Source organism: Marinithermofilum abyssi, from assembly GCF_014641195.1.
Taxonomy (GTDB): Bacteria; Bacillota; Bacilli; order Thermoactinomycetales; family DSM-45169; genus Marinithermofilum; species Marinithermofilum abyssi.
The window spans coordinates 1-14,717 of the sequence record NZ_BMHQ01000019.1; the positions used below are offsets into that span (position 1 = coordinate 1).

A 14,717-nucleotide genomic window follows, 5' to 3' on the forward strand; every position below is an offset into this window, starting at 1 on the left:
GGAACGTAGAGTCGGTAAAAAGTTCCTTTCCTTCGATGAGCCCTTTGTCCATAGCTTGCAGGACGATCTCGTCGAAAATGTCCTGGTAGATGGAAGTTCCTTCGAAGCGGCGACGCCGATTTTGGCTGAAGATGGTGGAGTGGGGAACGGGGTCCGTCAGGGAAAGACCCACAAACCAGCGATAGGCCACATTGACCCGGATCTCTTCAACAAGGCGACGTTCTGAACGAATCCCATACAGGTAGCCGATGAAGAGCATCTTAAACAACATGACCGGATCCAGACAGGGACGTCCGTTGTCCGGAGAGTAAAGGTGCCGGGTTTTTTCGGCGATGAAGGAGAAGTCGNGAAATCCGTTGTTTACGGATTTCTTTTTGCGTTCAGCTCAATCCGGTGACCCGCTTCGATCCAGAATGGCCTGCTCCTTCTCCTGGTTTCGAGCGGGATTATCGCCGGAAGAAAGGAGGGGCTGGTTGGCTCCCTCATAACTTAACCCATGCCCATAAGGATACAATCCCGGAATCGTCACGGGGAGTTTGCCTTTCGGCTGGTTGGCTCCGAACAGAGTATCCACCGCAGCTTTTAGGGAAACGGAGCGGTAGCCGTAGGTGGTAATATAAGCGTCCACTTCGGGAAACTTTTCGATATCGTAGGGGTTCCGCATGGCAATGACCGCCATCGGCTTATCCAGCTGTTCCAGTTCTTTCACCAACTTCACCTGTTGCGGATACAGACTGGCGCTGTATGTGCCGATGATCAAGACATCTTGCTGTTTGGCCATCTCCACCGCCTGCTGGATTTCAGCATCGGTGGGGTTGGTTTTGCGATGATGGATCTCCGTTACATTGGCATGGTACGGGGTAATCCAGTCCTTGATGGAAAACTGGCTGATCACACCCAGCTTTTGTTCCGGCTTCAGTTGGAGCGGCAACAGATTGTCCTGATTTTTCACCAGAGTGATGGAGTGGCGGGCGATTTCGGCCGCCTTTTCCTGATGTTCCGGGGTGCCCACGTGTGCCTGGACCTGATTCACATCCACTTGGCGATTTTGGAACAGCCCGTACTTCATTTTCACCTTTAAAATCCGACGGACGGATTGGTCGATCCGCTCCTCCGGAATTTCACCGGCTCGTACGGCATCGGTGACGGCTTTCATCACATCGATTTGTTCGTCGGTTTTTAGTGCAGGGGAAAGAAGGATGATGTCCGCACCGGCATCGACAGCCTTCACCGCCGCTTTGGGCACGCCGCCGAAATAGTCGGCCACTCCCGCCATGGTCATGGAGTCGGTAATGATTAACCCGTTATAGCCCATCTCTTTCCGCAACAACCCCGTTAAAATCGGTTTGGACAATGTTGCAGGCAGATCAGGGGTATCATCCAATGCCGGGACATGAATGTGTGCCGTCATGATGGCGTCGATCCCTTCCGCAATCGCCCGCTTAAAAGGTACAAACTCCACTTTTTCCAATTCCTCGCGGCTTTTCTCGATCACCGGCAGCCCCACATGGGAATCTACATCGGTGTCACCGTGGCCGGGGAAGTGTTTGGCCGTCGCCACCACGTTTTGCTGATATCCCTTGATTTGGGCCGCCCCCATATCTGCCACGACATCCGGATTCTCGCTGAAGGAGCGAACCCCGATCACCGGGTTGGCTGGATTGACGTTGACATCCAACACCGGAGCCAAGTTCATATTGATTCCCACCGCCCGCAGTTCCTCACCAGTCAATTGGGCCGCCTGAAACGCCCGGGAGGATTTCCTCCCCGCCCCCAATGCCATGTTGCCGGGAAGTTCGGTGGCACCTGTGGTCATCCGAGCCACCACACCGCCTTCCTGGTCGGTGGAGATCAACAGCGGGATAGCATGGGGGGTCTCCTCGGCCATCTGTTGCAGACCATTGGTCAACTCGGCCGTCTGCTTCGGCTCGTTCACATTGCCGGAATAGGAAAACAGGATCACATTGCCCGCATGAGCATCCTGGATCAAGCGCCGGATCTCTTCATTGGGTTTGTCCCCATAGAAACCCACCATCGTCATCTGACCTACTTTTTCTTCCAGTGACAGACGGTCTACCATGGTATCCACATCATTGGTTGCACCCGAAACACTTCCAGGCGATATCGCCAGCGGTAAAGCCAATACTGCTGAAAGCAGCGCTGATCCCACCTTACCCAGTTGCACTGCCATCCCCTCCCCGCGAATTCTCTTCACACCTATTTATTTTGGAAAGTTCAGCAAAATCCTGCTTTCTATTTTCGATTCTAAAAAGAGCCCCCGTTAATCACCACGGGGGCTTTGAAACAGAAGGTCCCCGGTCTGCTCTTCCGTTCCACCGTTTCCGTGCAGCTAGACCGCACGACGGCAACCAGACCGAGTGATACTGCTTCCGCATCAGGATACAGTTAGAACCGCCACTCCATTTCCTCGTGATTTTCCGCCAACTACTCCGTATCCTGCAAAAGGCTGACTCCAATCGGTCCGCTCAGCCATACGGACTTACGATGGAGTGCTTACCGGAGTCAATCGCTCCCGCTCCTCCGCCGTAAAAGGACGGGAGCGAATCAAAAAACGAACGCCCAAGGGAATTTCCAAGGAAAAGGACGCCCCGCGTCCCTCTGTGACATCTATGGTCAGCTGGGTGTGCTGCCAGTATTCAAATTGGGAACGGGACATGTAAAAGGGGCAGCCGTGAATCTCACCCAACCATACGTCACTTCCCCCTACCCGAAACTGTCCCTTTTGAAAGCACATGGGAGATGATCCGTCACAGCAACCGCCGCTCTGATGAAACATCAATTCCCCATGCTCTTTCCGCAGCCGGTCAATCACCTGCTTGGCCGCATCCGTCACCAGCACCCGTTGAACCGGCTCCATCTCTCTTTCCCCCTCTCCGTCGGTTTAAAAAAAGCCCATGGGGTTTTTGTCGTAAGATATCAAGAGATTCTTCGTCTGCCGGTAATGCTCCAACATCATCTTGTGGGTTTCCCGTCCGATCCCCGACTGTTTGTAACCGCCGAATGCAGCGTGAGCCGGATATAAGTGATAGCAGTTGACCCAAACACGTCCGGCCTCGATCTGCCGGGAGATCTGATAGGCTTGGTGCATGTCGCGGGTCCACACGGCAGCACCCAAACCGTACAGGGTGTCATTGGCAATGTGAAGCATCTCTTCTTCGTCCTTGAAGGTGGTGACAGAAACCACCGGCCCGAAGATCTCCTCCTGGAAAATGCGCATCTTGTTATTGCCCTTGAACACGGTCGGCTGGATGTAGAAGCCGTCGGGATACTGTTCGTTTTGGAAAGCTTGACCGCCGGTGAGGATTTCGGCTCCTTCCTGTTTGCCGATATCGATGTAGCTCAAGATTTTTTCATACTGATCCTTCGATGCCTGAGCTCCCATCATCGTCTCAGGGCTGAGCGGATCACCCAGCTTAATCTTGGAAACACGCTCCAGTGCCCGCTCCATGAACGCATCATAGATGGACTCCTGAATCAGTGCCCTGGAAGGGCATGTACATACCTCTCCCTGGTTGAGCGCAAACATGGTAAACCCTTCTAACGCTTTGTCAAAGAGAGCGTCATCCGCCTCCAAGATGCTTTCCGTAAAAATGTTCGGGGATTTACCACCCAGTTCCAAGGTTACCGGCTTGATATTCTCCGATGCGTATTGCATGATCAAGCGACCGGTCGTGGTTTCACCGGTAAAGGCGACTTTGCCGACCAGCGGGGAAGTGGCAAGAGGCTGGCCCGCCTCCGGACCAAAACCGTTTACAATATTCAACACACCCGGCGGCAGCAAGTCGGCAACCAGCTCCGCAAACAGCAGGACGGTCACGGGCGTTTGTTCCGCCGGTTTCAATACTACGCAGTTTCCTGCGGCCAATGCCGGTGCCAGCTTCCACGCCGCCATCAAGAGCGGGAAGTTCCAGGGAATAATCTGGCCGACAACCCCGATCGGTTCCTTGATGTGCATGGACACGGTATTCGCATCGATCTCGGAGACACTGCCTTCCTCGCCCCGGATCACGCCGGCGAAATAACGGAAGTGATCAATCGCCAGCGGCAAGTCCGCATTCAGCGTCTCCCGGATTGCTTTTCCGTTGTCCCAGGTTTCCGAAAGGGCGAACTTCTCCAGATTCTCCTCCAAACGATCCGCGATTTTCAACAGGATGTTGCTTCGTTCAGCAACCGAAGTGTTGCCCCACTTTTCCTTTGCTTCGTGGGCTTTTTTCAAGGCGAGCTCAATGTCCTCTTTTTTGGAACGCGCCACTTGGGTGAACACCTTGCCATCAATCGGAGACGGGTTGTCAAAATATTCTCCTCCCGCAGGAGCCACCCACTCTCCTCCGATAAAGTTGTCATATCGAGATTTGTACTGAACCAGACTGCCTTCAGTATTCGGTTTTTTGTACCCAGCAAGCGTTACACTCATTCGGACATTCCTCCCGTTTTGGTTTTGGAAAATCTCGTTTTCCTACCCGCCGTCATCCTGTCACTTTCGCTGCCGCTCCTCGGTCTATCCCTCCCCTGACCCTGCTTTTCCCGGGACTGCCCCTATATGTACGCAAAAAAGATGCCAAAAAGACCATCCGATGAAATTCCCGATTTTTCGAGCAAACTATGTTCCGCGAAACGTATCATGTTTCAAATCGATACAGGAAATGGAACACTATTTATCGAAAAGTTCCATCAAACATCTTTTTTGTGGGAGGGACCTCTCATGAAACCATCCGATCAGCTGTCTCACCTTCCCAGCGCTCTGGTTCCGTCCTGGAAGCGCAGCATGGAATACGGGGTGGATCCCGTAAAGCCGGTGGATGACCTGTTGACCGGCGGGGAGCTGAAGGATCGCATGGACCGCCTGCAACCGTTTATCGACGCCTGCTCTTCCGTTTTGCAACGCCTGTATCTCCAACTGAAACATTCCCCGTTCGTGGTGATCCTGTCTGATCCGGAAGGGTACATCCTCCATGCCCACGGCGATCCCCCCTTCACGGAAAAAGCCCGGCGGGTATGGTTGGATTCCGGTGCCAATTGGCATGAGCATGTCAAAGGAACCAACGCCATCGGCACCGTGTTGGCAGAAAAACAGCCGGTCAGCGTGGTAGGAAGTCAGCATTTTTGCCGGGAGAACCATTTTTTAACCTGTTACGCAGCCCCCTTGTACTCTTCCCGAGGAGAATTGATGGGTGTATTGGATGTCAGCGGCGATGCCCGCAGCCATCACCCCCATACCCTGGGCATGGTGGTCGCGGCGGCCCAGGCTTGCCAGGCACATTATCTGCTGCATCAAACCCGGCGGGAGCTGACATTTACAATAGAAGAAAGGGATGCTCTCACCCGCCACGTCATCCGGCCCATGATTTCTGTCGATGAAGAAGGACGAGTGACCCAAGTCAACGAATCCGCCGCTTCCCTGTTGGGCGATGCTCCGGAACAGTGTATCGGACAGTCCTTGTCCCGTTGGTTTGGAAAAGAAACTTCCTCTTTACTTTCTCTGAGCGAAAAAGATAAACGCTGCATAACCCTGCAACCGCGTAACAAAAACGGCAAAGCCGCCCGATGGACCGTTGAGCCGATCCGGGATGAGCGGCGCCGGCTGTTTCCTGGTTTGTTGCACGTGTCTCCCTCACCTCCCCCCACCAAGAAAGCCAAAGCCGTTTCCCGGAAAAAAGCCTCTGCCCATATCATTGCAGAATGTCCGCGAATCCAGCGGGTGTTCGCCCTTGCCCGGAGGGCAGCGCAAACCGACGCCACCATCCTTTTGTATGGTGAAACCGGCACCGGCAAGGAAGTAGCAGCACGGGAAATCCATAAAGCAAGCGGCCGAAGCGGGCCTCTGATCACAGTCAATTGCGGTGCCGTTCCCGAATCCCTGTGGGAATCGGAACTGTTCGGTTACGAAAAGGGCTCCTTTACCGGTGCCCGCCGGGAAGGGCAGTCCGGAAAATTTGAAGCAGCTGACGGGGGAACACTGTTCCTCGATGAGATCGGTGAACTTCCCCTCTCCTCCCAGGCGGCCCTGCTGCGTGTTTTAGAAGAAAAACGAATTACTCGTATCGGATCCCATCAGTCCATCCCCGTTGATGTGCGCATTATCGCCGCCACCAACAAGGATCTCAGAGAAGAATCGCAAGCAGGACGCTTTCGTTCGGATCTATACTATCGGTTGTGCGAAGTGGAAATCCTGCTGCCCCCGCTGCGGGAACGCAGCGACCTAATGACCCTGGCGGAACATTTTCTGCATCAAACTGCGGTTCAGTGGCAAACTGCCCCTGTGACCATCCATCCGGATGTCGTCAGCCGAATGCAACAATACCCCTGGCCGGGGAATGTACGGGAGCTGCGACAGGTCATCCGGCAAGCTTTGTTGCAAGCCCAGCTCCGGGATGCCCCCTGCATAAAGTTAGAGGATTTGCCGATGGCTCTGCATGCTTCCGATGATCATCAAAGGCCGCCGACAGACTTTCAATGGCACCACCGGGAAGAAGAGGTGATTGCTCAGGCACTCCGCAAAGTGAACGGCAATATGGCCAAGGCTGCACGCTTGTTGGGTATAGGCAGAACCACCCTGTACCGGAAGCTGAAGCAGTACCCGGCTTTATCCCGGCTGCGGGAACACGCTCAAAAAAATACCCCCTTCACATAAAAAAGGGACAGATTGCGATATGACCCTCAAACCCCCGCTACCATTTTTGCCGTCTATTCGACTTTATCGTCTCCCTGAAGGTTTACCATTTTTATGACCTCGTGCCTGTTCTTTTAAAAAAAGATTTACATTCTATTCACATCCTATTGCTACATTGAACGTGGAATACTATCGATCTGCTTTTAGGAGGACCTGTTATGGACAAATCCCCCAAAAACGATGTCAATACCGGACGCCGCAAGTTTATCAAAACCTTTCTTGCCGGCTCTGCACTGGTTTTGATGGAACAGCTCAGCGGAAATCCCGTCGCCAAAGCATTGGCCAATAATTCTCAGCCGACACAGGACTATGGACTGCCCCGATTCCTGCCCCAGCATCCCGCAGGAATCGGTTTTCCGCAGACGGTGGCTGCCGGGGATCCCACTGCCAGCGGTGCTGTTTTGTGGACGCGAGTCGATCCCTCCCTCGGTCTGCAAGGCATCGACAGCCAGACCATCGATGCCAATACGGCCCAATGGCTGGACAGTAACTCCACTGCGCCCAACGAATCGGTAAAAAGCGAAATCGAAAAAGGCAACTTTATTATGGTGGAGGTGGCAGAAGACCGCGATTTCAAAACGATGGCCCTCCGCGGCTATGCCCCTATTTGGAAAGACTTCGACCACGTGGTAAAAGTGGACGTCGATGGCCGCCTCGCTTCACACACCACGTACTACTATCGGTTTATCACCAAAACGGGGCACGTCAGCCGGACCGGCCGCTTTAAAACATTGGCTGCCGAGGGAACTTCCCTTTCCTACCTTCGCTTCGCCTATATCAGCTGCCAGGATTATACCAATGGGTACTACCATGCCCTGAATTACGCCGCTCAGGAAGAGGTGGATTTCGTCATTCACCTGGGCGATGCGATTTATGAATCCGTCGGGGATCCGACGTATCAAAACCCGTTGCCGGACCGGGCCATTAAACTGCCCAGCGGGAACAAAGCGTTAACCATCGAGGACTACCGTACCCTGCACCGCACCTACCGAACCGATGCTCACCTGCAAAAACTGCATGAAAACCACGCCGTGATCGCCATCTGGGATGACCATGAGTTTGCCAACGACACTTACTACCCCGCCGTTGCACCGGATGACAACCCGAACTCGGATCCAGACCGGCGCCTTACCGCCAACCAAGTCTGGTTTGAATATACACCGGCCCGTGTCACTTTCGATCGGTCCAAAGGGTTTAAAGATTCGATCCGCATCTATCGTTCCGTTTCCATCGGCAACTTGGCCGAGTTGATCCTGACAGACCAACGCCTTTATCGCAGCGCCCACCCCTGCGGTGAAGAAACCCAGGATCGCTACTTCACTTCGGGTTGTCCCAAAATGTATGATCCCAACCAATCCATGCTGGGGGCGTCCGTTTCCGATCAAAAAGAATGGTTTATCCGGAAGGTGACCTCTTCCAAGGCCGTTTGGAAAATTTGGGGGAATGAAGTGCAGTTTACCCCGTTGAAACTCTTGAGCCGATATATGAACCTGGATGCCTGGGACGGCTTTGCCGGAGAACGAAAAGAAATTACACAGCGTCTGCAATCGGCCGGCGTGAAAAACTTCATCGCCATTACGGGAGATCTGCATACCTTTGAAGCCGGTCTGATCAAAACAGATTACGATAAAGATCCCGATGATGCAGCCGTCGGTGTGGAATTCATGGTTGGGTCCGTCACCTCTTCCAACCTGAAAGAGCTGGTAGAACAAACGGCCACTCAGACGATCTCTTCTTCCAACCCCATTCCCGTCGAAGCAATGAAAAAGATTGCATCGGATCTGTTGGGTGTAGCCCAACCCTTGACCAGCGCACTGGTAGGCACCGTTGTCGATAAACTCAGTCTCCTCATCTATAAGGAAAACCCCTGGCTGAAGCTGTTCAACAGCAGCACCCACGGCTACTGCATCCTGGAATTGACCCAGAACAAAGCCACCTGGACAGCCTACAGCGTAGAAGATATCAAGAAAAAAGACGGTGCCTCAAAATCGCTCCTGTTCCAGTGTGAAGTTCCGCGGGACGAGGCTCGTATTCATGTGTTGAAAGGTTGATTGGGGGGTATCCGAAGACCTGCGGGGCAGCCCTCAAAGCGATTGAACACAACGAGGATCGTTTCCAAAAAAAACAAGAGACCTCTTCCAAGTAAACCATCGGGAAGAGGTCTCTCTGTGACGTCTCCCACGGCTAAAGCCGTGGGCTTCTCGGATCATTGGGTGCGGCAACCTGCTACCCTCTCCCGAAGGCTCCGTCCGAGCCTAAAAAAGTTGAAGTTGCAATTGGCCGTACTTCGGTTCTGGTGTATGGCCAATGGCTTTAAAAAGTATGTTGCGGGCAGCGTTAACATCGCGGTCTTCGGTATAACCGCAACTGCAAGTATGTACTTGAACATCCAAACTTTTTTTCACGATCTGACCACATTCGGAACAAGACTGAGAAGTATTGCGGGGATCGACCAACTTCACTTTCTTACCGGCCCACTCTGCCTTGTAAGTGGTAAAGTCGATCAATTGTCTCCATGCGGCATCCGCAATCCTCTTTGCCAAAGGAAATGCTAATGGATCCTACGTACAGAATCCAGACTTGCTTTAAAAGAAAAGCCAGAATAAAGGCAAGTACAATTATCCCTCGGGCCAAATCTGTTAAAACCATAGTTCTCTTCTTAGATAACCGATCAACAAAAGGGCCCACAAAAGGCCCCAGGATCACAGAGGGCAAAGCTCGACACAACATCAGAATCCCGACAGACAAAGCGGAATTAGACAAAAAAAGAACCGTCTGGGCTAAAGCCACTTGGTTAAACCAGTCCCCCATGACGCTACCGGCTTAACCAAACCACAGATAACGGTAATTCTTATTTTTAACAAGAAGGCTTGTTTTCTTCTTTTCTTTCATGGTCTCCCCTCCTATGTTTTTTCATTTTATTATTTGGTCATTGCCCATTTATAATTTTTTGTATTTTTATGATAATCATACAGAAGAGGTTGCCCTAAAGGTACTCCCTGTATTTGCCCCTCACTAAAGATAACTCGTCCCCTAAGTAGAGTTTTTGTAACCTGTCCCGCGAAAGTCATACCTTCGTACGGAGACCACTTGCATTTGGAGCGGATTTGGTTTGTTTGGCCACGATATCCCATCCTTTCAGTAGTTGTAATTGAGGCTTAGGTCTTACGAAGAAAAGAGGGAAGGAAGTCCCTCCCAGGTCTGAAGCCAAAACGGTTGGTTCCCTTATAACCTAAAAATATTAAATGGTTTATCCGCAAGGCTGGGAGGGACCAAAATGAAAATTGCTGCATTCATTGTTTCGACTCTCGTCTTTATCGTTCTATTCATCCCCTTTATTTTGGCGGGGATGTTGGTTAACAGATACTTTTGTTCTATTTCAAGTCGTTGTGATCAAAGAGATAGCAAACGTAACGGTTTCTCAAATGAAGCCGATAGTGATTAGTAATGCGGGGCTTTACTTTGCCCTGCTGGTACTGAACTAACAAAATAAGGGGGCTTTCCGCCCCCCTTATTTCGTCAGAATGGCAGGGGGTCTATCCCGTCACCCCCCGTGCCAAGTCTTTAGCCACCGCCCCGCTGCCGGCGTTGTAAGCGGCCAAAGCAAGATTTAAGTTCCCCTTGTAGTGCCGCAGGTGCCCGGCAATAATCTCCGTGCCCCGTAGGATGTTTTGTTTGGGGTCATAGGGATCAGTACCCTGCAGGTTAAAGGGCATGATTTGCATCAAGCCCCGGGCGTTAGCATGGGATCCAGCACGCGGGTTAAAGTTGCTTTCCTGCCGGATGATCGCGGCGATTAAAGCGGAATCCACCTTGTATTTGGCCGCCGCCGCGTTGATGTGTTCGGCATACTTGACGCTATCGATTTCCCCTGCACCAACCCTAAAGGGCTGGGTTTTCCCGCTCGCATTCTATAAAATCGCTTTATCTCAAACTTTTTTTAAAATCAACGCTGCATTTGGTTCTGCAAAAGTAAACAAAAGAGCTGGATAAGGTGATATAAGATGTCGGTTATCGTTCAAATACACCTTACACCTCGAAATTAAGCAACAACTTGTCTAATTTCAACTATATAATTATTCCACTGATATTCATGGAGTTTCATTCATACTTGAATAAGTGCCATTCATTTCTGAATGGCATCTCTTTTATTACTTTTGCTTGTTCTTCGATAGGCCATTAGAAAGAACACTTTTTTGCAAAGATTTTCATTTCCCCTACAAAGGATCAACTGACACTTTTATAATAAAATTAGGTGTCGTAACTTTTGCGGGATTGCCTTAATGGCTACTTTTTTACATATTTGAAAAAGGGGGCCGTTTTCCATTGATTATCCAGAAAATGTTAGCTACGTTTGGCGAAGGATCCGCAGAGATCGACCTTCGGTTGGACCACCATCGGTACCGGGCGGGAGAAGAAATCGAGGGACATTTCTTTCTCAAAGGCGGAACGGTGGAACAGCAGATTAACGGGATCGAGATCACCTTGATCTTGACCGCCCGTGACGGCAAAAAGGGACGCCGCTTCCCCATCACCGCCGCTCCCATCTCTTCCTCCTTCCGCCTGGCACCCGAAAAAGAGAAAATGATTTCCTTCTCGCTGCGTTTGCCGCACACACTTCCGATTTCCGGACCAGAGGTTTCCTATCATTTTTCCACCCGCTTGGATATCCCCGGAGGAATCGATCCCATCGATACCGATCCCATTGAAATCCTTCCGCCAGAACCACTGCAATTTGTATTTAACGCGTTGGAGAAACTGGGCTTTAAGGAACAAGAAAGTTCGGAAGCGATCGATGGACAAGCCCAGGAATTTTCGTTTTCTCCCACTTCCGCGTTTCTCGGAACGATTGAAGAGGTGGAATTGCTGGCACGGGTCGAGAAGAAAGGGTTGCGTCTGTTCTTGGAAGTGGATCTCCTCTCTCGCCGCTATAAGGAGATTGAAATTGTTCATGAGTTGTTTTTGGAAGAAACGCTGTTGCAAAATACGGATCACTTGACTGAGCATTTAAGAAATATCTTGGAACAGATTGTTCATCATCCGAAAAAATTCCAAGGGGACAAACGACGCAAATACGCATACGAAGGCTTGTTTGGAAGCTTGGGAGAAATTCGATTGCAAGATACAACCTGAATGCGATAAGAGCGGAATATTTCCTGAATTCCTAGCTATCAATGGAACATCCCCTCTGCATGAGAGGGGATGTTTTCAATGGTTATCCTTTTTGCCATCGTACCACCGGCTTCCGGGCGGCAGTCACTTCATCCAGGCGCTGGACAACCGTATGGTGGGGCGCTTCTTGAATTGTTTCAGGGGATTCCTCTGCTTCTTTGGCGATGCGGATCATCACATCGATAAAGTGATCCAGGGTTTCCTTGCTTTCCGTCTCCGTCGGTTCGATCATCATACACTCATCCACGATTAAGGGAAAGTAAATGGTCGGCGGATGAATGTTGAAGTCCAACAACCGTTTGGCCATATCCAGGGTGCGGACACCCAGCTTCTTCTGCTTGTTGCCGGAGAGGACAAACTCGTGCTTGCACACTTGCGGATATGGCACCTCAAAATACGGCTCCAGCTTTTTCATCAGATAGTTGGCGTTCAACACGGCGTTTTCCGATACTTCCCGCAGGCCGTCCGGTCCCATCGTCCGGATGTAGGTGTATGCCCGGACCAACATGCCGAAGTTGCCGTGAAATGCCTTTACCCGGCCGATGGTGTGTGGAAAGTCATAGCTGAAGTAGTATCCTTCCTCCCCTTTTTCCACCAGCGGGGTAGGCAGGAAAGGCACCAGCACGTCCTTCACACCCACAGGGCCGGAACCGGGTCCGCCGCCGCCATGGGGGGTGGTGAAAGTTTTGTGCAGGTTGAGATGAACCACGTCAAAGCCCATATCCCCCGGACGCGATTTGCCCAGAATGGCGTTGGCGTTGGCCCCGTCATAGTAGAGAAGACCACCGGCTTGATGGACGATATCCGCGATCTCCTTGATGTCCTTTTCAAAGAGCCCCAGGGTGTTGGGGTTGGTCAGCATCAATGCCGCCGTATCTTGCCCCACTACTTCTTTGAGGGCTGCTACATCCACCAGACCCTGTTCATTGGACTGTACCGTCACCGCTTCAAATCCAGCCACTGTGGCACTGGCAGGGTTGGTACCGTGAGCGGAGTCCGGTACGATCACCTTGGTCCGCCGGGTATCCCCGCGGCTCTCGTGATACGCTTTGATCATCATCAGGCCGGTCCATTCCCCTTGGGCCCCGGCAGCGGGCTGCAGTGTCACCCGGTCCATCCCCGTAATCTCGGCCAGATCCTGTTGCAGCTCATACATCAGTTGCAGCGCGCCTTGTACCGTCTCCTCCGGCTGATAGGGATGAATCTTGGCAAAGCCCGGATAACGGGCCACATCCTCATTGATCTTGGGATTATACTTCATGGTGCAGGAACCCAACGGGTAAAATCCGTTATCGATCCCGTGGTTTCGCCTGGACAACTCCGTATAATGCCGGATCAGATCCAGTTCCGAGACTTCCGGCAGTTCCGCCGGGGTTTCCCGCAGCATCTCTTTCGGCAGCAAATCTGCCAGCTCTGCTTCCGGCACATCGGATTCCGGCAGGCTGTAAGCCACCCGGCCCGGTTTGCTTATTTCAAAAATCAATGCCTTGGATGCGCTCATGCCAATCCCTCCAGTACGCCGGCCAATTCTTCGATCTCTTCTTTGGTCCGCACCTCCGTCACCGCCAGGAGAACTGCTCCCTTCAGCTCCGGATAATCCCGGCCCAAATCATACCCGCCGATGATGTTCCGTTCCAAAAGTGCCTTTTTCACTTCCGCCGCGGGCCGAGGAAGGCGCAGGGCGAATTCGTTGAAGAACGGTTTTGCAAACAACGGCTCCACTCCCGGAATCCGGATCAGCCGCTGCTGTGCATAGTGAGCTTTGTTTACATTCAACTTGGCCACTTCTTGGATCCCCTGTTTCCCCAGTGCTGTCATGTACACAGCGGCAGCCAGTGCGTTCAGCGCCTGGTTGGAACAGATATTGGAAGTGGCTTTTTCCCGGCGAATGTGCTGTTCCCGCGCCTGCAAAGTCAAGACAAAGCCGCGGTTCCCTTTTTCATCCACCGTCTGCCCTACGATCCGGCCCGGTACCTTCCGCATCAATTTTTTGGTCACGGCGAAAAAGCCGCAGTGCGGACCGCCGAACTGGGTAGAGATGCCCATCGGTTGCGCATCGCCGACAACGATGTCCGCCCCGTATTCGCCCGGCGGTTTCAGGATGCCCAATGCGAGAGGGTTGGTGCTGACGACCATTTTTCCTTTATGTTTGTGGGCAATCGGTTCGATCGCCGCCAAATCTTCCAAGTTGCCAAAGAAGTTGGGAGATTGGACGATCACAGCCGCCGTCTCTTCATCGGATTGGGCCGACAGTTGACCCAGATCGGTAACCCCTTCCGCATGAGGGATTTCCACGACCTTCAGGCCCAGCCCCTTGGCTTGGGTCGCCAGGATGGCCCGCGCTTCCGGATGGACCGCTTGAGAAATCAGAATCTTTTTCTTGCCGGAAGCGGCTGCAGCTACACCCGCCGCTTCACTCAAAGCGGTAGGACCGTCATACATGGAAGAGTTGGCCACTTCCATCCCGGTCAGTTCACAAATCATCGTTTGAAACTCAAAAATCGCTTGCAACTCCCCTTGGCTTATTTCTGGCTGATAGGGAGTATAGGCTGTGTAAAACTCCGAGCGGGAGATCACGTGATGGACCACACTAGGGATGTAATGCTCGTAGGCCCCTGCTCCCAAAAAGGAAACCGCTTGGTCGAAAGAAAGGTTTTTCCCGGCCAATCGGTTCATATGGCGCACCAACTGCGGTTCGGCCATAGGCTCCGGAATTTGAAGCCTTCCCTGGAAGCGGATATTTTCCGGAATGTCGGAAAACAACGCGTCCACATCTTCAATTCCCAACACGGACAACATTTCCTGACGGTCCTCTTCCGTCATGGGCAAATAACGAAACTTCATCCAGACTCCT

At 52.2% G+C, this 14,717-nt stretch carries 10 protein-coding genes and 1 pseudogene; 3 read left to right on the forward strand and 8 right to left on the reverse strand.

The window, feature by feature from the left end; genetic code table 11:
• The 4 genes and pseudogenes from IEW70_RS16675 to exaC all read right to left on the reverse strand — a co-directional run.
• Positions 1-346: pseudogene (locus IEW70_RS16675) on the reverse strand (transposase); the annotation flags it as partial.
• A gap of 39 nt (positions 347-385) precedes the next feature.
• Positions 386-2,185 carry a glycoside hydrolase family 3 protein gene (locus IEW70_RS16680; RefSeq protein ID WP_229752053.1) on the reverse strand — a complete coding sequence of 600 codons (1,800 nt, stop codon included), beginning with the start codon at positions 2,183-2,185 and terminating at the stop codon, positions 386-388.
• Between the two features lie 315 nt (positions 2,186-2,500).
• Complete coding sequence (locus tag IEW70_RS16685; RefSeq protein WP_188649048.1) at positions 2,501-2,878, reverse strand: DUF779 domain-containing protein; 378 nt, start codon at positions 2,876-2,878, stop codon at positions 2,501-2,503.
• Positions 2,879-2,902: 24 nt separating this feature from the next.
• The gene (gene exaC, locus IEW70_RS16690; protein WP_188649049.1) at positions 2,903-4,435 is read right to left on the reverse strand and encodes an acetaldehyde dehydrogenase ExaC; all 1,533 of its coding nucleotides are present in this window, start codon (positions 4,433-4,435) and stop codon (positions 2,903-2,905) included.
• A gap of 288 nt (positions 4,436-4,723) precedes the next feature.
• Between exaC and IEW70_RS16695 the strand changes: the two genes are divergently transcribed.
• Positions 4,724-6,652 (forward strand): sigma-54-dependent Fis family transcriptional regulator, encoded by a 1,929-nt coding sequence (locus tag IEW70_RS16695; protein WP_188649050.1) that lies wholly within the window; start codon positions 4,724-4,726, stop codon positions 6,650-6,652.
• Between the two features lie 197 nt (positions 6,653-6,849).
• On the forward strand, positions 6,850-8,742 hold the full coding sequence (locus IEW70_RS16700) for an alkaline phosphatase D family protein (RefSeq protein WP_188649051.1): 1,893 nt from the start codon (positions 6,850-6,852) through the stop codon (positions 8,740-8,742).
• Between the two features lie 204 nt (positions 8,743-8,946).
• Here IEW70_RS16700 and IEW70_RS16705 read toward each other — a convergent pair whose 3' ends face one another.
• Both IEW70_RS16705 and IEW70_RS16710 read right to left on the reverse strand, forming a co-directional pair.
• Positions 8,947-9,234, reverse strand: a complete 288-nt coding sequence (locus IEW70_RS16705) for an RNA-guided endonuclease InsQ/TnpB family protein (RefSeq protein WP_188649052.1) — start codon at positions 9,232-9,234, stop codon at positions 8,947-8,949.
• A 993-nt stretch (positions 9,235-10,227) separates the two neighbouring features.
• Positions 10,228-10,557 (reverse strand): lytic transglycosylase domain-containing protein, encoded by a 330-nt coding sequence (locus IEW70_RS16710; protein ID WP_188649069.1) that lies wholly within the window; start codon positions 10,555-10,557, stop codon positions 10,228-10,230.
• A gap of 460 nt (positions 10,558-11,017) precedes the next feature.
• Here IEW70_RS16710 and IEW70_RS16715 point away from each other — a divergent pair, with 460 nt between their 5' ends.
• Positions 11,018-11,824: a sporulation protein gene (locus tag IEW70_RS16715; protein ID WP_188649053.1), complete on the forward strand. Its 807-nt coding sequence runs from the start codon at positions 11,018-11,020 to the stop codon at positions 11,822-11,824.
• Positions 11,825-11,906: 82 nt separating this feature from the next.
• On the opposite strand, the gene gcvPB is transcribed toward IEW70_RS16715, so the two are convergent.
• Both gcvPB and gcvPA read right to left on the reverse strand, forming a co-directional pair.
• Positions 11,907-13,364 carry an aminomethyl-transferring glycine dehydrogenase subunit GcvPB gene (gcvPB, locus tag IEW70_RS16720; protein ID WP_188649054.1) on the reverse strand — a complete coding sequence of 486 codons (1,458 nt, stop codon included), beginning with the start codon at positions 13,362-13,364 and terminating at the stop codon, positions 11,907-11,909.
• Positions 13,361-14,707, reverse strand: a complete 1,347-nt coding sequence (gene gcvPA / locus IEW70_RS16725) for an aminomethyl-transferring glycine dehydrogenase subunit GcvPA (RefSeq protein WP_188649055.1) — start codon at positions 14,705-14,707, stop codon at positions 13,361-13,363. Before gcvPA ends, gcvPB begins: the two co-directional genes overlap by 4 nt.
• Between the last annotated feature and the right edge of the window lie 10 nt (positions 14,708-14,717).

What these genes read in the sequence shown, in the direction of transcription:
- IEW70_RS16695 (WP_188649050.1), top strand. Translation starts at nt 4,724, where the DNA reads ATGAAACCATCCGATCAGCTGTCTCACCTTCCCAGCGCTCTGGTTCCG.
- IEW70_RS16700 (WP_188649051.1), top strand. Translation starts at nt 6,850, where the DNA reads ATGGACAAATCCCCCAAAAACGATGTCAATACCGGACGCCGCAAGTTT.
- exaC (WP_188649049.1), bottom strand. Translation starts at nt 4,435, where the DNA reads ATGAGTGTAACGCTTGCTGGGTACAAAAAACCGAATACTGAAGGCAGT.
- gcvPA (WP_188649055.1), bottom strand. Translation starts at nt 14,707, where the DNA reads ATGAAGTTTCGTTATTTGCCCATGACGGAAGAGGACCGTCAGGAAATG.
- gcvPB (WP_188649054.1), bottom strand. Translation starts at nt 13,364, where the DNA reads ATGAGCGCATCCAAGGCATTGATTTTTGAAATAAGCAAACCGGGCCGG.
- IEW70_RS16685 (WP_188649048.1), bottom strand. Translation starts at nt 2,878, where the DNA reads ATGGAGCCGGTTCAACGGGTGCTGGTGACGGATGCGGCCAAGCAGGTG.